The sequence below is a fragment of the Amycolatopsis sp. WAC 04169 genome (genome assembly GCF_003947535.1).
In the GTDB taxonomy this organism is placed as follows: Bacteria; Actinomycetota; Actinomycetes; order Mycobacteriales; family Pseudonocardiaceae; genus Amycolatopsis; species Amycolatopsis keratiniphila.
This window is the reverse complement of record NZ_QHJI01000017.1, coordinates 39,589-55,527: the sequence shown is the minus strand read 5'-3', so window position 1 is coordinate 55,527 and position 15,939 is coordinate 39,589. Positions and strand designations below refer to the sequence as shown.

The window sequence follows — 15,939 nt, the reverse complement described above, 5'->3', positions numbered from 1 at the left end:
GAACAACGCCGACGGCGGCGATGTTGGCCGCTGTGTAGCACTGTGTGTGTACCGGACCACCCCAAGACGATGGCACTGGGAGAACCTGATGACCGCCCCGTCCGAGAAGACCAAGGTCGACTTCTACTTCGACCCGATCTGCCCCTTCGCCTGGATCAGCTCGCGCTGGATCCTCGAGGTGGAGAAGCACCGCGACCTCGACCTGAGGTTCCGGATCATGAGCCTGTCCGAACTCAACAGCGGCCGTGAGGACCTGCCTGAGCAGTACAAGGAGCTGTTGGCGAGCGGCTGGGGTCCCGTCCGCGTCGCCACCGCACTGGCGCAGAAGAGCGGCGAAGAGGCTCTGCGGGACTTCTACACGGAGTTCGGCACGCGTCACCACAACCAGGGCGACAAGGACATCCCGAAGGTCATCAAGGAGACCCTCGAGGCCATTGGCGCCCCGGCCGAGCTGGCCGAGGCCGCGGAGTCGACCGAGTACGACGAAGCGCTCAAAAAGAGTCACTACGAAGGTATGAATCCGGTCGGAATGGACGTCGGCACGCCGACCATCCACATCGACGGCGTCGCCTTCTTCGGCCCGGTGCTCAGCTCGATCCCGCGTGGCGAAGACGCCGTCAAGGTGTTCGACGGCGCCCGCGCGCTGGCGAGCTACCCGGACTTCTTCGAGCTGAAGCGCACCCGGTCCGGTGAGCTGAACTTCGACTAAGGGGTCTCCAGGGCGCCCCTGGTGACGTCTTCGGGGTAGGAGGACCTCGCGACGGCTTCGTCCGTCGTGAGGTCTCCCGCGGCGATCCCGGCCTTGAGCGCGACGAGTTCGCGCAGTCCGTCGCGGTGCTTCTCGATGAACGCGGTGTCGACGGGGTCCCCGTGCCCGGCGACGATGATCTTCGGTTTCAGCGCGAGGATCGCGTCCATCACGCCCGGCCACTCGGCCAGGAAGGTGCCGTCGTTGAAGGAGAACGCGCTGAAGCCGGCCTCGGCGTTCTCGACGGCGTCGCCCGCGTAGATCACGCCCGCGTCGGGCACGTGCACGAACAGGTCGTGATCCGTGTGGGCCCGGCCGAGGAACCGCAGCACGACGGTGCGGCCGCCGAGGTCGATCTCGGCGGTGTCGACGACGGGTTTGTCCGGCAGGGTGATCTCGGTGCGCTCCAACGCCTCCGCCATCTCCGGACGGTTTTCGCCGAGATAGTGCTGGATCCACTTGAGCCGTGCGCCGTCCCCGAAGGTGGTCAGCTCGGTCAGGCACCCTTCATGCGCCCACACGTCGCACGGCAGGAACGCCGTCGTGCCGAAGGCGTGATCGAAATGCGCGTGGGTGTAGACGACCGACCACGGCAGCGGCGTGATCTCCCGTACCGCCGCGGCCAGTTCGGCGCCCTGGTCGACGTCACCGCGAACGTCGACGACCAGGCAGCGCTCGCTGCCCACGACCAGGCCGACGGTCAGGTCCAGCTCCTCGTAACGGCGCGCGTACACACCGTCCGCGAGTTCGAGCCAAGTCACGAATCCTCCAGAATTCCGTTGCGCAGCACAGGAACCGTGCCGCTGCTGTCGAGCTTCGCGGCGAGCCGCACGTCGTTCGCGTGCCCGGCCGCGGCGAGCTCGCGCCCTGAAGAACATTCTGTCAGCGCATCGTCGATGTCGATCGCTTTTGCCGCGACGGCCGCGAGACGGGCTTCGGCGGACAGGCGGCCGTAGCCGTCCAGCGCCGCGACGATCATCCCCGCCCCGAGCTGGTCCTCGACACACGGCCTGAGCGGTCCGAACGTCTTGGTTTCGGTGCGCAGGTCGATGCCCCAGCGTTCTCCGGCCGGGACGACACCGATCGGCCGTCCGTTCGCGAGTTCCGCCGCGCGGGCGGCGACGGCGGACGCGTTGCGCAGGCAGCCCGCCAGGACTTCGGCACCGGTCGTGGCGGCGGCGTCGCACAGCGTGGCGCCATTGGGGGAAGGGAGCGCCAAAAGCGTTCCGGAAGGGATTTGCGTCACAGATGAAGGTCGCAAAGTCCATTCGCTTTCACCCGCGAGGATGGCGCCGCGCGCTTTCGCGGCCTCTTCGCCGCGACGATCGCGCCAGCGGACGGGCAGCACGCGGCCGCCGTTTCCCAGTACGAGATCCGTTGTGGTGCAGAAGGAAAGCACGTCGACCACGACGAGTACCGCGCAGCCCGCGCCCAGGGCGGCGACACCCTCGGGTCCCCATTCGAGCCTGATGTCCACCCCCACAGCATGCCCGCGCCCGAACGTGATGGCAGACTCCGCGCTGTGCGTGTTTACCTTGGCTCTGACCATGCCGGTTTCGAATTGAAGAACCACCTCGTGGCCCACCTCAAGGAGCAGGGCCACGACGTCGAGGACGTCGGCCCCTTCGTCTACGACGCGGCCGACGACTACCCGGCGTTCTGCATCGAGGCGGCCCGCCGCGTCGTCGCGGACGAGGGCAGCCTCGGCATCGTCGTCGGCGGCTCCGGCAACGGCGAGCAGATCGCGGCCAACAAGGTCAAGGGCGCTCGCGCCGGCCTCGCGTGGAGCGTCGAGACCGCGAAGCTCACCCGCGAGCACAACCACGCCCAGCTGATCGGTGTCGGCGCGCGGATGCACACCACCGAAGAGGCCACGGAGATCGTCGAGGCGTTCCTCGCGACCCCGCCGAGCCCGGACGAGCGCCACGGCCGCCGCGTCCAGCAGATCCTGGACTACGAGAACACCGGCTGGCCGCCGCCGCTTCCCGAGCACTGACATGCCCGAGGGGCACACGCTCCATCGCTTGGCACGTCTGCACAAACGCCGTTTCGCCGGTCACCCGGTCGAGGTGAGCAGCCCGCAAGGGCGGTTCGCCGCCGAAGCGTCCCGTTTGGACGGCCGGGTGCTGGTGAAGGCCGAGGCGTACGGGAAGCACCTGTTCCACGACTACGGTCCACACGGGACGGTGCACGTCCACCTCGGCCTCTACGGCACGTTCTCCGACGAGCCGCTGCCCGCTCCGGAGCCCGTCGGGCAGGTGCGGATGCGGCTGGCTGGCCCGACACATTACGCCGACCTGCGCGGCCCGACCCGGTGCGAACTCCTGGACGCGCCGCAGGTCGACGCGATCAAAGCGCGGCTCGGCCCGGATCCGCTGCGCCGCGACGCGAAGCCGGACAAGGCGTGGGAGCGGATCTCGCGGTCGAAGACGTCGATCGCGGCACTGCTGATGGACCAGTCGGTACTGGCCGGCGTCGGCAACGTGTATCGCGCCGAGGTGCTGTTCCGGCACGGTGTCGCCCCGCTCGTCCCGGGCCGCGCGCTCGATCGCGGGCTGTGGGACGACATGTGGGCGGATCTCGTGACGCTGATGCGGCACGGTGTCCGGGTGGGCCGGATCGACACGGTCGCGCCGGAGCACCTGCCCGAGGTCACCGGCCGCGCGCCGCGGCAGGACCGGCACGGGGGCGAGGTCTACGTCTACCGGCGCGAGGGGATGCCGTGTCTCGTGTGCGGGACGGCGGTGCTGCGGAGCGATCTGGCGGCGCGGAACCTCTTCTGGTGCCCGACCTGCCAGCCCGCCTGACGAACTGGTTGCCGCTGACGTGATGCGTCGCGAAAGCCACTTTCGGGACATCAGATGTCCCGAAAGTGGCTTTCGCGACGCTTTCGGGGTCGGCCTGCCACCACCTCTGGGACCGACGCGCTCGTGTCGTCCATCCAGTCACGCGTGTCGTCCGCCGGATCACGCGTGTCGTCCGGTCGTGCACTAACCGCCCGACCTGCCAGCCCGCCTGAGAGACTTCCCGGATGCTATGAAAGGTCCTTTCCTTGCAAAATTTGCAAGGAAAGGACCTTTCATAGCGCTTGAAGGACGGGGCGCGGGCTAGAAGTCGAAGCCCCCGCCGTCGAACCCGCCACCATCGAAGCCGCCGCCGTCGAACCCACCGGCGTCCCCGCCCATGTCGCCTCCGGCGTCACCGCCGGCGTCAGCGGCCCCGGCGTCCTCCTGGCCCGCGTCATAGCCCGACTCCCAGGCCGACGCGCTCGCGATACCCGCCATCCCGGAGAACATCGCGCTGAACAGCAGCATCGAACCGAGGCCCCAGGCACCGGCGACGAGCGCGGGCTTCCACCACGGCTCGCTGTACCAGCCCTGCGGCACCGGACGGCCCGCGACGCGGCCACCGGGGTAGTAGTGCGGCGTGCGCTGGCTCGGGTCCGGCGAGGCCTCGTAGTGCTCGCCCTCGACGTCGACCGAGCGGTACTCGGTGACCTTGCCCGCCCGATCGCGCTCTTCGCTGCCGGGCAGTTCCGGACCGGGGTCCATGCCCATCGCGAGCCGCGCCGCGCGGACGTAATAGAGGCCCTCGATGGCGGTCTCGCGCACCAGCCGGGCCTGCTCGACGGTCTGCGCCTGCTCCATCTGGGAGCCCGCGGCGGTGAAACGTTCGGACGCGTCCGCCATCGCCTGCTGGGAGGCGGTGTCCGTGCCGGTGAGGTTCATGACCTGACCGCCCAGTCGTTCGACGAGGCGCCGTGCGTCCGCCTTCGCGTCGTCCAGCTGGCGCTTCTTGGCCGCCGCCTGGGATTTCGCGAAGTAGATGCCGCCGCCGACCACGACGACGAGGAGCACGATCAGGAAGATCGCGGTGCCCATGGGTTCAACTCCAGGAATCGTTCGGCCTTTGCCCGGATCAACGCGGGGAACCCGCCGGGGGTTCCCGTGCGCACTGGCGGGCGAAACTAGAACACGTTATAGTTCGGCTCCATGAAGTTCACCCTGTCGATCGCGATGAATCCGCTCGATCAGCTGGGCGAGCTCGCCCGGGCCGCCGAAGAGGCGGGTTTCTCCTCGATCGCGCTCCCGGATTCCCTGTTCTATTCCGAAACGGTCTCGGCCGACTACCCGTACACGCCCGACGGAAGCCGCTTCTGGACCGAGGAGACGCCCTGGGCCGATCCGCTGGTCGCGGCCGCTTCGATGGGCGCGGTCACCGAGCGGCTCACCTTCTACACCTCCGTGCTCAAACTCGGCTCCCGCAACCCGGTCCTGCTCGCCCGCCAGGTCAACTCGGTCGCGGCGCTGACCGGCGGCCGCTTCGGGCTCGGCCTCGGCGTCGGCTGGTCGCCGGAGGAGTTCCGTTGGTGCGGCGCGCCGTACGAGAAGCGCGGCAAACGCGTCGACGAGGCCATCGAGGTGCTGCGCCTGATCCTCGACGGCGGGATGGTCGAGTTCCACGGCGAGTTCTTCGACTTCGACAAGCTCCGCATGAGCCCGACACCGCCGTCGCGGGTCCCGTTCTACATCGGCGGGCACACCGACGTCGCGCTGCGCCGGGCCGCCCGCGTCGCCGACGGCTGGTCTTCGGCGATGATGAAGTTCGAAGACCTCCGCGACACCATCGCCAAGCTTCGCGGGCTGCTGGCCGAACAGGGCCGTGCCGAAGATCCCTTCGAGTATCAGGCAGTCTGCATCGACAAGTTCGGCCTCGACGGCTATCGCGAGCAGGGCGACATCGGCGTCACCGACATCATCACCATGCCGTGGGTGTTCGACGGCCTCGGTTTCGACGCCGAAGTCGGCCCGAAGCTCGATTCCATCAAGAAGTTCGGCGACGAGATCATCGCGAAGATGGGAGACTGAACCATGGGTGTCGACGTCTGCTGGGATCCGGCCACCGAGCAGCCGCCCGCGCGGCGGGCCGCGTTCGCTTCGATGACCGCGGTCACCGCGGGGGACAAGACCGCCTGGCTCGGACTCTTCGCCGGGGACGCCGTCGTCGAAGACCCGGTCGGCAAGTCGATGTTCGACGAAGAAGGCAAGGGACACCACGGGCACGACGGGATCAGTGCCTTCTGGGACAAGACGATCGCGAATGTCGAACGTTTCCAGTTCACCATCCGCGATTCCCACGCGGCCGGGGACGAGGTCGCGAACGTCGGCACGATCACGACGTACCTGCCCGGCGGCTACCGCGTCGACACCGACGGCGTGTTCGTCTACCGCGTGCGCGAGGACGGGCTGATCGTGTCGATGCGCGCGTTCTGGGAGACCGAACGCGCCATGGCGACGGCCCGCCAAGAGGGCTGAGCTTGCGGCGGCGGTTCGTGATCACGCTCCTGGCCGTGGTGGCCGCGGGCGTGGTCGCCGCCGTCGTGGTGACCACCCGGAAGGAACCGTCCCCCGTGGCCGGGCCCGGCGCGCCGCCGCCCGCACCGGTGACGACAGCGCAACCACCCATCGCCTTCTGTCCGGAAACCGCGGCCTCGGATCGCGTGCGTTCCCCGTCCGGCCTCGACGGGAAGACTGAGCCGCGCACGCCGTCCGGCCCGCATCGGCTGGCCTACTTCGTGGTCGACGACAAGGGCATGAGGGACTTCAGCGACACCGCCGACGGGTATCTGCCGATGGGCACGTCCCAGCAGGGCGCCGTGCAGGTGGTGGTGTGCGAGTATCCGAAGCCGACCAATGAGCGCGTCGGCACCTGTGACGGGTACGAGCGGCAAGGCAAGCCGCCGCTCTCCGTCGCGGTCACCGGTGTCCAGTACACCTACAAGGCCTACGACGCCGAAAGCAAACGCCTGCTCGACACCTTCGTTCTGCCCGGCACCCGGGTGTGCCCGAGCTCGGTGACGACGTTCGACGACGTGCCCCGCGCCATCGAGGCCCGATCCGACTACACCGCGGTGATCGGACGGCTGCTGCCGCACCTGCGCATGTGAGGCTCAGCCGAGCCGCTCCGCGCGCCGGGTCAGGTACTGCTTCTCCGGTTCGCTCGCGGTTTTGCCGGCGGCACGGAGGTACGCCTCGCGCGCGGCACCGGTGTCCCCGGCCAGTTCCAGCAGGTGCCCGCGGACGGAATCGAGCCGGTGCGTCTGGCTCATCCGGGTGTCGTCGTCGAGCGTGGCCAGCAGTTCGAGGCCCGCTTCCGGCCCGTTGACCTCGGCGACCGCGACGGCGCGGTTGAGCGTGACGACGGGGCCGGGCGAGACCTTTTCGAGGACGTCGTAGAGCGCGAGGATCTGGGGCCAGTCCGTGTCGGCCGCGGTGGCCGCCTCGGAGTGGACGGCGGCGATCGCGGCCTGCACCTGGTACGGCCCGACCGGGCCCGCCTCCAGCGCCTCGCTCACCAGCGAGACCCCTTCGGCGATCGTGTCCGCGTTCCAGCGCGTGCGGTCCTGTTCGGCGAGCGGGACGAGCGAGCCGTCGTCGCCGGCGCGGGCGGCCCGGCGGGCGTCGGTCAGCAGCATGAGCGCGAGCAGGCCGGTGACCTCGTCCTCGTCCGGCATCAACCGCCGGAGCAGCCGGGTCAGCCGGATCGCTTCGGCGGTCAGGTCGGCGCGGTGCAGGTCGGGGCCGCCGCTGGTCGTGTAGCCCTCGTTGAAGATCAGGTACAGCACCTGGAGGACGACACGGAGCCGTTCGCCGAGTTCCGCGGACGGCGGCAGGACGAACTCGGCGCCCGCCTTCTTGATGGTCTGTTTCGCGCGGCTGATCCGCTGGGCCAGCGTCGATTCCGGGACCAGGAACGCGGTCGCGATCTCGCCCGTGGTCAGCCCGCCGACGGCGCGCAGGGTGAGCGCGAGTTGCGACGGCGCGGACAAGGACGGGTGGCAGCACAGGAAAAGGACGGTGAGCGTGTCGTCCGAATCGGACACGGTGGCCGGGGCGGGGTCCAGCAGCGCGTCGTTCTCTTCGCGCCGCCTGCGTGCGCTTTCGCTGCGCCACTCGTCGACCAGCCGCCGCGACGCGACGGTCGCGAGCCAGGACTTCGGGCTGTCCGGGATGCCCTGCTCCGGCCATTGCTGCGCGGCCGAGAGCAGGGCTTCCTGGACGGCGTCCTCGCAGGCGTCGAACTGCCCGTGCTTGCGCACCAGCAGCCCGATGACCTGCGGGGCCAGCTCCCTCAGGAGCGCTTCCACCTGACGATCGGTCTTCACGCCGCCAGTCTTACCGCATTTAGTCCTCTGGATGCGGTTGGTACGCATCCAGAGGACTAAATGCGGGGTGTCACGCGACGGGGGAGTAGTGCGAAGCGTCGCCTTCGAGGGATTCGCTCGGCACCCCGTCGATGCCCACCGGGACGTCGCCCGCCACGGTCACCCGGTTCAGGCGGCGGGGCAGATCGTCGTAGTTGTCGACGGCGTAGTGCTGGGTGATGCGGTTGTCGAACAGCACCAGCTGGTTCGGCTCCCAGCTCACCCGGACGACGTTCTCCGGCCGCGTGACGTAGGACTGCAGCAGCCGCAGGACGTCCCGCGACTCGCCCTTGGACAGCCCGATGATCCGCTGCGCGAACCCGCCGATGTACAGCCCGCGTTCCCCGGTCACCGGATGCACCCGCACCACCGGATGGACCGTGCGGAACTTCTGCGAGACGAACACCTCGCGGCGTTCCCGCTCCGCGTCGTCCAGGGTCTCGGGCGCCTTCGCGTAGTCGTAGTCGTTGGTGTGCTCGGCGCGCAGCGTGTCGGCGAACGCCCGGAGCGGCTCCGGCAGGTCCCGGTACGCGGCGGCCGAGTTGGCGATCAGCGTCTCGCCGCCGTACGGAGGGACGACCAGGCTGCGCAGCGTGCTGGCCTTCGGCGGGTTGAGCACGAAGGTGACGTCGGTGTGCCACTGGTTCGCACGGCCCTGTTCGCTGTCGACCGGCAGGATCGCGGGCTCGCCGTCCACCGACGGGACGGTCGGGTGCGCCTTGGTCAGTTCGCCGAAGTGCTCGGCGAACCGCTGCTGGCCCGTGTCGTCGAGGTTGACATCGCGGAAGACGAGCGCCTTGTGCTCGTGCAGGGCGTCGGTCACGAACGCGACGGTCGCGGCGTCGAGGTCCTTGGCCGGGTCGACGCCGAGCACCTGCGCGCCGATCCTGCCGGTGATCTTGCGGACTTCGACCTGGGTGTTGAGGGCGGTCATGCGGCGTGCTCCTTCACTGGGGTGCGGTGGACGGGGCGGGCGAGGCCGTAGTGGCCGCGCAAGGTCGTGGCGGTGTACTCGGTGCGGAACAGGCCGCGTCTCTGCAGTTCGGGCACCACGAGGTCGACGAAGTCCTCCAGTCCACCGGGCAGCGTGGGCGGCATGACGTTGAAGCCGTCCGCGGCGCCCTCGGTGAACCAGTGCTCCAGCTGGTCGGCCACCTGGGTGGCGGTTCCGGCGAAAACACGGTGTCCCCGGCCGCCAGCCAGCCGCTCGATCAGCTGGCGGATAGTCAGGTTCTCGCGCCGCGCCAGGCCCGTGACCAGCTCGAACCGGCTCTGCGCGCCTTCGGTGAACGTGCCGACGTCGGGCAGCGGGCCGTCGAGCGGGTACGGCGTCAGGTCGTGGTCGAGCATGGTCGACAGCTGCCGCACGCCGTACGCGGGCGTGATGAGGGCGTTGAGTTCGGCCTCGCGCTCTTTCGCCTCGGCCTCGGTGCGGCCCAGGATCGGGCTGATCCCCGGCAGGATCTTGATCTCCTCCGGCGAGCGGCCGTACTTCGCGAGCCTTCCCTTGACGTCGTCGTAGAAAGCCTTGCCTTCGGCGAAAGTCTGCTGCGCGGTGAACACCGCCTCGGCGAACCGGGCCGCGTACTCCTTGCCCGTCTCCGACGAACCGGCCTGGACGAGCAACGGATGCCCCTGTACCGGGCGCGGGATGTTGAGCGGGCCGCGGACCTGGAAATGCGGGCCGTTGTGGTCGATCGGGTGAATGCGGTCGGTGTCGGCGTAGACGCCGCCAGCCTTGTCGATCACCGCCGCGTCGTCGTCCCAGCTGTCCCAGAGTTTCCTGGCCACTTCGACGAATTCGGTGGCGCGTTCGTACCGCAGCGCGTGCGCCGGCCGGGCGTCGCGGTTGAAGTTGCGGGCCTCGTCCTCGCCCGCTGACGTCACGATGTTCCAGCCCGCGCGCCCGCCACTGAGATGGTCGAGCGACGCGAATTTCCGCGCCAGGTGGTACGGCTCGTTGTAGGTCGTCGACGCGGTGGCGATCAGCCCGATGCGCTCGGTCGCCCCGGCCAGCGCGGAAAGCAACGTCAGCGGCTCGAACAGGGTGTGCGAGTTGTAGCGGACGTTGCCCCACAGGGCGACACCGTCGGCGAGGAACAGCGAATCCAGCTTGCCGCGCTCCGCCGTACGGGCGATGTCGACGTAGTGCTTCAGTGTCGCGGCGCGGTGCGGATCCGTGCTCGGATGCCGCCATGCCGCCTCGTGATGACCGTTCGGCATCACGAACGCGTTGAGGTGCAGGTGTTTCATGCCTTCTCCTTGACCCGCCAGGTGGAGAATCGCCGCTCCAGCGCGACGAAGCCCGCGTTGATGGCCAGGCCCAGCACCGACACCGTGATGATCGCGGCGTACATCTGCTGGATCTGGAAGTTGACCTGCGAGTTGTTGATCAGATAGCCGAGCCCGGCCTTGGCGCCGACCATCTCGGCGGCGATCAGGATGAGGATCGAGTACGCCGCCGCCATCCGGATGCCGGTGAAGATGGTCGGCACCGCCGACGGCAGGATCACCTTGCGGAACAGGTTCGGGCTCGACAGCCCGAGCGAGCGCGCGGCCTTGACCAGCAAGGGATCCACGGTGTTCACCCCGGCGATCGTGTTGAGCAGCACCGGCCAGACGCAGGCGTAGACGATCAGCGCGATCTTGGACACCTCGCCGATGCCGAGCAGGAGCGTGAACACCGGCAGCAGGGCGAGCGCGGCGGTGTTGCGGGCCAGTTCCAGCAGCGGGTTCAAGAACTCGGCGAGCGGTCGGTACCAGGCGATCAGCAGGCCGAGTGGCACCGAGACGGCCACCGCGATGACGAAGCCGGCGGCGGAGCGGCCGAGACTCGCCAGCAGATGGTCGGCCAGCTGCCCGTTGAGGATCAGCTCCCAGAGCGCGGCGAGGTCTTCCGACAGCGGCGGAAGGAAGGTCCTCGTCCCTTCGTCGAGCAGGTACCGGGGAGCGAGCTCCCAGACGGCGAGGAAGAGCAGGATCGCCGCCGAACTGCGGAAAGCCTTGCCGAGCCTGCTCTTCTTGCGTGCTTTCTCGACCGGCTTCAGTCCGGTTCGGATAGTCGGTGCTTCGAGTGTCGCGGTCATGCGGCCCTCCGGATCTCGTCGTGCAGCAGTTCCCACAGCCGATGGCGATGGGCCACGAAGGCGGGCGCCGAGCGCAGATCGTCGTTCGAACGGTCGCCGAGGTCGATGTCGACGACGTCCTTGAGCCTGCCCGGCCGGGACGTGAGCACCGCGACCTTCTGTCCTAAATAGACGGCTTCTTCGATGCTGTGGGTGATGAAGACGATGGTCTTGCCCGTGCGTTTCCAGATCCGGCGCAGCTCCTCCTGCAGGAGTTCGCGGGTCTGGGAGTCCAGCGCGGCGTACGGCTCGTCCATCAGCAGCACGTCCGGGTCGTAGGCGAGGATTCTCGCGATCGCGACGCGTTGCTTCATGCCACCGGAAAGCTCGTGAGGGAGATGGTCCTCGAAGCCGGAAAGCCCGACCAGGTCGAGGAATTCGCGTGCTCTCTCGGCGCGCTGCCGCTTGTTGAGGGTGCCGCCTTCGAGACCGAACTCGACGTTGGCGCGTGCGGTGCGCCACGGGAACAGCGCGTACTGCTGGAACACGACCCCGCGGTCCAGCCCCGGCCCGGTGACGGGTTTCCCGTCGATCAGGACCTCGCCGGAGGTGGGTTTCGCGAGCCCGCCGAGCAGGTCGAGCAGCGTGGACTTGCCGGAACCGCTCGGCCCGACGAGGGAGAGGAACGTGCCGTCCTCGATGTCGAGGGAGACGTCGTCGAGTGCGGTCAACGCGCCGAAGGTCTTGGTGACCGAGCGGAGGCTGATCTTGGCGGTCATGCGCCACCGCCTTCGCGGTACGGGTTGAATTCGTTGGTGTAGAGCTTCTTCAGATCGACCTGGTCGTTCTTGATGAACCCGGACTGCTTGAGCCAGCCCGTCCAGAGCGTGTAGTCGTGGTCGGAGATCAGCCCGCCCTTGGTGACACCGGTGCTCTTCCAGTACTTGAGCGTTTCGGTGTTCTCGTTGCGGCCGCGGTTCTGGATGATCTTGGTGAACCGGGCGATCACCTCCTCGCGCGGAGTGGTGCGCGCCCATTCGATCGCCTTGGCCACGCCGGTGACGAAGGTCTTCGTGGTCTCCGGGTACTTCTTGATGAAGTCGGTCCGCAGCACGTACGGCCCGCCGTTGTACGGGCCGAACGCCTCGACGTCCTTCACGATCGGCCGCACCCCGCCTCCCGCGACGGCGCGGTCCTGGAGGACGCCGTTGAGCGCGGCGACGTCGATCTGGTTGTTGCGCAAGGCTTGTTCGGTGTTGATCGGCGGCAGGACGACGAGCTGCACCTGGTCGATCTCGGCGTCGGTGAGGCCGTTGCGCTTGAGCCAGGTGTCGAGCGCGGCCTCCAGGTTCGCGCCGACGGTGTTGACGCCGACCTTCTTTCCGATGAGGTCGCGCGCCGTGCGGATCGGGCTGTCCTCCTTGACGTAGAAGCCCAAAAAGGTCTTCTCGTCGGAGCCGTAGTAGTTGACGACGGCCTTGATCGGGGCGCCGGCGTCGACGAGTTTGGCGACCGCGCCGGTGAAGGCGCCGCCGAAGTCGGTCTGGTCGGTCGCCGCGGACTGGATGTCCTGCGGTCCGCTGATCGTGTTGCCGACCCATTTGAGTTTGACCGGGCCGAAGTAGCCGAGGTCTTCGGCGAGTTCGGGGAAGGTGACGTTGTTCGCCGACCCCTGGTAGCGGAGTTCGAGCTTCTCCGGCTGCCCGGCCACGCCCGCCGGGGTCGCGGAGGCGCCGCAGCCCGACAGCGCCAATCCGGCGAGGAGCGCGGCGATCAAGGGCACTGGTTTCTTCACGGTGGGCTCTTTCGTTCGGGTTCGCGTCGTTGAAGAAGATTCAACGCAGGCCCGGCGGAGAGCGTCAATTTTGCGATTTAGTGAAGTAATTCAGGAGGCGTCGGCGAGGTCGGCGAAAAGCGGATCTTCGTAGAGGGCGTTCAGCATGACCGCCCCGCCCGCCGTCGCCAGCTCGGTACCCGGAAAGCTCGACGACACAACGTTCTTCTCCGCGTCCTGGCAGATCCAGGATCGCTGGGAGACCTCGTCCCGAATCGTGGAAAGGCACCCATCGACGTCGCGTACACTCTGGTCGAGCACGATGAGGATTTCCGGATTCAGCACGTCGAAGAGCAAGGCGGCGGCCTGCCCGATGATTCTCGCGCGCTCGTGGAAAAGAGCGACGACGCTTTTATTTCCCGATTTCGCCAAATGGAGCACTTCGGTGAAATCCGGTTCTTCGATGATGTGTGCTTCGGCGGCTTTACGGGCGATGGTGCGCTCGGACACCGTCGCTTCGAGACAGCCGGAACGCCCGCAACGGCAAGGTTCCTCGCTGTCGTCCACCCGCAGATGCGCGACGGCGCCCGCCGCTGATCGCGGTCCATGATGGACGGTGTCGCCGGTGGCGAAGGCGGCGTCGACCACGTTGCCGGTGAACAACTGCACCACACTACGGCGCGTTCTCGGTTGCCCCAGTAGACGTTCGGCGTGGATGAGCGCCCGGGAATGCCCGTCGACGCGGACGTCGAGACCGGTGACCTCCGTGAGCAGATCACGCAACGGAACCCCGTGCCAGCCGAGCCACCCGTGCTCCACCACCGTTCCCGAGGCTTCGTCGACCCAGCCGCCGGTCGCCACCCCCAGCCCCAGTGGCGTCCGCTCCGGTGCGTGCCCGACGAGGAGGTCGTCGAGCAGTTCCGCGATCTGCGCGACTTGCACGGCAGGCTCCGCGCCGTGATGCGGGGCTTCCAGCTGTGCCAGCACTTTCCCGCGCAGATCGAGCAGCCCGACGGTGAGATGGTCGACCGCGACATGCGCTCCGCACACCACGAACCGCTCCGTGTCGAGGTCCAGCGGCACGGACGGCCTGCCGACCGCGCCCGCGACCTCCGGCAGCTCGACGAGGAAACCGCGGCGCAGCAGTTCCGCCACATGCCCCGTGACGGCCGCGGCACTGAGCCCGGTGCGGCGCGCGATGGTGCTGCGCGCTGTCGCCCCTTCGTCCAGCACCACGCGGAGCACCGCGCTGGCACTGGCGCTCCGCCTGCCGGTCACGGTGCCGATGTTCGCAAGCGGCTGGCGGCGGGCCTAGGGCTCTCACGATCCGGGAGCCGGTCAGGTGGTCAGTTCGCGGAAGAACTTGGCGCTGCGTTCACAACGGTCCTCGTACCCCCGCGCCCGGTAGAAGGCGTGCGCACCGGTCCTGCGGCGGGAACTGCTGACCTCCATGGCGCCGCAGCCCCACCGCAGCGCCTGCTCTTCGGCGGTGGTGATCAGTGCGCGGCCGACCCCGGTACCGCGCTGGGTCTCGTCCACCACCAGGGCCACGATCCGTCCCACGGAGCCTTCCCGCTCGAGCAGCGGGATCGCGACCACCGCGATGACACCGACCACGGTGCCGTCCGACTCGGCGACGAACGCGGCACCTTCGGGATGACGGGCCCAGCGTTCGAGCCGGCCGCGCACGTCGGTCTCGGTGTTGTCGGGGTAGCCGAGCTCGGCTAGGAGGGTGGTCACGGCTGGGGCGTCGGTGGCGCGGGCGTGGCGGATCTCCATGATCGCCATCTTGCCCGGACGTGCGATGGCCGACGAGTACCGCGAGGTGGCTAGTCTCGCGTCGTGCACACGCATCGGAGCTTCCAGAACCCGCCCGCGTTACCCCATGCCGCGGTCGTGGAGACGCTGGAGCGGGCCCTGCGCGACAGGGCGTTCGAAGGCGAGGCGGCGGACACCCTGGTCGGGACCGCGTTGAATGACGACGACCACGCGTTCGTCGAGCATTGGTGTGTCGAGGTGGGGAAACGGGCCGAGCCGGGCAGCCCTTTGCTCGGTCTCGCCGGGTTGTGCTTGGGGCATACTGCCCGCCGCTTCGGGCGGCTCGGCGACGAGGCGGTGAAACTCGCCGAATCCCTGGCCGCCCGCGCGGAAGCGGACCCGGCCGACGTGGACGGACGAGCGATGGACGGTTTCGACGACGTCCGGAGCTTCCTGGGTTTGTGGCCCTCCCAGGGCTGAGCACACTGAACCTATGGCGGTGACTCAGCAACTCGCCCGGATCCCGGCCACGCGGCTCGCCGCGTGTCGCCGGTCGGTCGACGCGCTGCACGAACTTTGCTCCTTCTCGTCGGCCCCGGCCGAGGACTACCTCGACATGGACTGGTGGCCCGCCACCCTGAAACGGGCTTGGGCGCTGACCGAGGCCGATGACCGGACCTTGGCGCGGCTGCGGCGTTGCTTCGACGGTGAGGAAGAAGTCAACCCGGCCTACCGGGATCACCCCGGCACGATCTGGGAACACCCGGTGACCGCGTTGGAGCCACCGCAGGCGGGCGAGGTCGCCGAAGCATTGCGTGCCGTGACACCCGATGCGGTCCGCGCCGTCGTGCCGTCGGACCCGGACCGGATCGAGGCCGAGCTGGGCAAGGGCGCGCTGGGGATGGGCGGTGATCTGGCCGGACAGCTGGCTCGGGAACACACCGTCCTGCGTGACTTCTACGAGGAAGCCGCCCGCCGCCGGCTGGCCGTCGTGCTGTGGTGGGACTGAGCGTTCCGGCGTCGCCGAGTGGCGGTACGGAAAGGGCCGGACCCGCAGGTCCGGCCCCTTCTGGTCGGGATGACAGGATTTGAACCTGCGACCCTTCGCTCCCAAAGCGAATGCGCTACCAAGCTGCGCCACATCCCGTGACTCCCCGATCTTCCCGGGGGGTGTGCGCACAGCCTAGCGGGTCACGCTAAGCTGTTTTCGCACCCGGTACTCCGGGGGCACGCGGGTGTAGCTCAATGGTAGAGCCCTAGTCTTCCAAACTAGCTACGCGGGTTCGATTCCCGTCACCCGCTCCACAGCTCCACATCCGAACCCGTAGGCCTTCTGGCCTGCGGGTTCTTTCGTTGCTGGGGCGAGAGTCCGGGTGTCCTGAAGGCCCCC

Annotated in this window: 19 protein-coding genes and 2 tRNA genes; 9 read left to right on the top strand and 12 right to left on the bottom strand. The window is 68.5% G+C overall.

Features of this window, described 5'->3' with window-relative positions:
* The first annotated feature begins 88 nt into the window (after positions 1–88).
* A complete protein-coding gene (locus DMC61_RS38350; protein ID WP_125695384.1) occupies positions 89–709 on the top strand; it encodes a DsbA family protein in 621 nt (206 codons plus the stop codon).
* Here the strand turns inward: DMC61_RS38350 and DMC61_RS38345 are convergent.
* Positions 706–1,509: an MBL fold metallo-hydrolase gene (locus DMC61_RS38345; RefSeq protein ID WP_125695383.1), complete on the bottom strand. Its 804-nt coding sequence runs from the start codon at positions 1,507–1,509 to the stop codon at positions 706–708. The two genes, DMC61_RS38350 and DMC61_RS38345, sit on opposite strands and share 4 nt — an antisense overlap.
* Positions 1,506–2,351, bottom strand: a complete 846-nt coding sequence (locus DMC61_RS38340) for a 2-phosphosulfolactate phosphatase (protein WP_233595090.1) — start codon at positions 2,349–2,351, stop codon at positions 1,506–1,508. The genes DMC61_RS38345 and DMC61_RS38340 overlap by 4 nt, the downstream gene beginning before the upstream one ends.
* Here DMC61_RS38340 and DMC61_RS38335 point away from each other — a divergent pair.
* Together DMC61_RS38335 and DMC61_RS38330 are read left to right on the top strand one after the other, a co-directional pair.
* Complete coding sequence (locus DMC61_RS38335) at positions 2,271–2,744, top strand: ribose-5-phosphate isomerase (RefSeq protein WP_007034718.1); 474 nt, start codon at positions 2,271–2,273, stop codon at positions 2,742–2,744. The genes DMC61_RS38340 and DMC61_RS38335 overlap by 81 nt on opposite strands.
* 1 nt (position 2,745) lies before the next feature.
* A complete protein-coding gene (locus DMC61_RS38330) occupies positions 2,746–3,555 on the top strand; it encodes an Fpg/Nei family DNA glycosylase (protein ID WP_125695381.1) in 810 nt (269 codons plus the stop codon).
* 300 nt (positions 3,556–3,855) lie between these two features.
* Here the strand turns inward: DMC61_RS38330 and DMC61_RS38325 are convergent, their stop codons facing one another.
* On the bottom strand, positions 3,856–4,629 hold the full coding sequence (locus tag DMC61_RS38325) for a hypothetical protein (protein ID WP_016332318.1): 774 nt from the start codon (positions 4,627–4,629) through the stop codon (positions 3,856–3,858).
* Positions 4,630–4,740: 111 nt separating this feature from the next.
* Here DMC61_RS38325 and DMC61_RS38320 point away from each other — a divergent pair, with 111 nt between their 5' ends.
* The 3 genes from DMC61_RS38320 to DMC61_RS38310 are packed head-to-tail and all read left to right on the top strand — an operon-like array spanning position 4,741 to position 6,695.
* Positions 4,741–5,616: a TIGR03619 family F420-dependent LLM class oxidoreductase gene (locus DMC61_RS38320; protein ID WP_125695380.1), complete on the top strand. Its 876-nt coding sequence runs from the start codon at positions 4,741–4,743 to the stop codon at positions 5,614–5,616.
* Positions 5,617–5,619: 3 nt separating this feature from the next.
* Positions 5,620–6,063: a nuclear transport factor 2 family protein gene (locus DMC61_RS38315; protein ID WP_125695379.1), complete on the top strand. Its 444-nt coding sequence runs from the start codon at positions 5,620–5,622 to the stop codon at positions 6,061–6,063.
* A gap of 17 nt (positions 6,064–6,080) precedes the next feature.
* Complete coding sequence (locus DMC61_RS38310) at positions 6,081–6,695, top strand: hypothetical protein (RefSeq protein WP_125695378.1); 615 nt, start codon at positions 6,081–6,083, stop codon at positions 6,693–6,695.
* A 3-nt stretch (positions 6,696–6,698) separates the two neighbouring features.
* Here DMC61_RS38310 and DMC61_RS38305 read toward each other — a convergent pair whose 3' ends face one another.
* The 8 genes from DMC61_RS38305 to DMC61_RS38270 form a co-directional block, all read right to left on the bottom strand.
* Complete coding sequence (locus DMC61_RS38305; RefSeq protein WP_125695377.1) at positions 6,699–7,913, bottom strand: RNA polymerase sigma factor; 1,215 nt, start codon at positions 7,911–7,913, stop codon at positions 6,699–6,701.
* A 70-nt stretch (positions 7,914–7,983) separates the two neighbouring features.
* A complete protein-coding gene (locus DMC61_RS38300; protein WP_125695376.1) occupies positions 7,984–8,886 on the bottom strand; it encodes a TauD/TfdA family dioxygenase in 903 nt (300 codons plus the stop codon).
* On the bottom strand, positions 8,883–10,205 hold the full coding sequence (locus tag DMC61_RS38295) for an LLM class flavin-dependent oxidoreductase (RefSeq protein ID WP_125695375.1): 1,323 nt from the start codon (positions 10,203–10,205) through the stop codon (positions 8,883–8,885). The genes DMC61_RS38300 and DMC61_RS38295 overlap by 4 nt, the downstream gene beginning before the upstream one ends.
* Positions 10,202–11,038, bottom strand: coding sequence for an ABC transporter permease (locus tag DMC61_RS38290; protein WP_125695374.1), 837 nt, complete (start codon positions 11,036–11,038; stop codon positions 10,202–10,204). Before DMC61_RS38290 ends, DMC61_RS38295 begins: the two co-directional genes overlap by 4 nt.
* Complete coding sequence (locus tag DMC61_RS38285; protein ID WP_125695373.1) at positions 11,035–11,796, bottom strand: ABC transporter ATP-binding protein; 762 nt, start codon at positions 11,794–11,796, stop codon at positions 11,035–11,037. The genes DMC61_RS38290 and DMC61_RS38285 overlap by 4 nt, the downstream gene beginning before the upstream one ends.
* Positions 11,793–12,812: an ABC transporter substrate-binding protein gene (locus DMC61_RS38280; RefSeq protein WP_125695372.1), complete on the bottom strand. Its 1,020-nt coding sequence runs from the start codon at positions 12,810–12,812 to the stop codon at positions 11,793–11,795. Before DMC61_RS38280 ends, DMC61_RS38285 begins: the two co-directional genes overlap by 4 nt.
* A gap of 90 nt (positions 12,813–12,902) precedes the next feature.
* Complete coding sequence (locus DMC61_RS38275; protein WP_125695371.1) at positions 12,903–14,069, bottom strand: ROK family protein; 1,167 nt, start codon at positions 14,067–14,069, stop codon at positions 12,903–12,905.
* A gap of 60 nt (positions 14,070–14,129) precedes the next feature.
* Positions 14,130–14,645, bottom strand: a complete 516-nt coding sequence (locus DMC61_RS38270; protein WP_233595089.1) for a GNAT family N-acetyltransferase — start codon at positions 14,643–14,645, stop codon at positions 14,130–14,132.
* Between DMC61_RS38270 and DMC61_RS38265 the strand changes: the two genes are divergently transcribed.
* Positions 14,634–15,029 (top strand): hypothetical protein, encoded by a 396-nt coding sequence (locus DMC61_RS38265; RefSeq protein WP_125695370.1) that lies wholly within the window; start codon positions 14,634–14,636, stop codon positions 15,027–15,029. The two genes, DMC61_RS38270 and DMC61_RS38265, sit on opposite strands and share 12 nt — an antisense overlap.
* A 13-nt stretch (positions 15,030–15,042) precedes the next feature.
* Positions 15,043–15,558 (top strand): hypothetical protein, encoded by a 516-nt coding sequence (locus tag DMC61_RS38260; protein ID WP_125695369.1) that lies wholly within the window; start codon positions 15,043–15,045, stop codon positions 15,556–15,558.
* A 61-nt stretch (positions 15,559–15,619) separates the two neighbouring features.
* On the opposite strand, the gene DMC61_RS38255 is transcribed toward DMC61_RS38260, so the two are convergent.
* Positions 15,620–15,696 (bottom strand) — tRNA-Pro (locus DMC61_RS38255).
* Between the two features lie 84 nt (positions 15,697–15,780).
* Here DMC61_RS38255 and DMC61_RS38250 point away from each other — a divergent pair.
* A tRNA-Gly gene (locus DMC61_RS38250) sits at positions 15,781–15,854 on the top strand.
* Positions 15,855–15,939 lie beyond the last annotated feature (85 nt).

Excerpts from the sequence above, each read along its gene's own strand:
- DMC61_RS38300 (WP_125695376.1), bottom strand. The coding sequence starts at position 8,886 with ATGACCGCCCTCAACACCCAGGTCGAAGTCCGCAAGATCACCGGCAGG.
- DMC61_RS38320 (WP_125695380.1), top strand. The coding sequence starts at position 4,741 with ATGAAGTTCACCCTGTCGATCGCGATGAATCCGCTCGATCAGCTGGGC.
- DMC61_RS38270 (WP_233595089.1), bottom strand. The coding sequence starts at position 14,645 with ATGCGTGTGCACGACGCGAGACTAGCCACCTCGCGGTACTCGTCGGCC.
- DMC61_RS38260 (WP_125695369.1), top strand. The coding sequence starts at position 15,043 with ATGGCGGTGACTCAGCAACTCGCCCGGATCCCGGCCACGCGGCTCGCC.
- DMC61_RS38295 (WP_125695375.1), bottom strand. The coding sequence starts at position 10,205 with ATGAAACACCTGCACCTCAACGCGTTCGTGATGCCGAACGGTCATCAC.
- DMC61_RS38290 (WP_125695374.1), bottom strand. The coding sequence starts at position 11,038 with ATGACCGCGACACTCGAAGCACCGACTATCCGAACCGGACTGAAGCCG.
- DMC61_RS38330 (WP_125695381.1), top strand. The coding sequence starts at position 2,746 with ATGCCCGAGGGGCACACGCTCCATCGCTTGGCACGTCTGCACAAACGC.
- DMC61_RS38285 (WP_125695373.1), bottom strand. The coding sequence starts at position 11,796 with ATGACCGCCAAGATCAGCCTCCGCTCGGTCACCAAGACCTTCGGCGCG.
- DMC61_RS38325 (WP_016332318.1), bottom strand. The coding sequence starts at position 4,629 with ATGGGCACCGCGATCTTCCTGATCGTGCTCCTCGTCGTCGTGGTCGGC.
- DMC61_RS38315 (WP_125695379.1), top strand. The coding sequence starts at position 5,620 with ATGGGTGTCGACGTCTGCTGGGATCCGGCCACCGAGCAGCCGCCCGCG.
- DMC61_RS38350 (WP_125695384.1), top strand. The coding sequence starts at position 89 with ATGACCGCCCCGTCCGAGAAGACCAAGGTCGACTTCTACTTCGACCCG.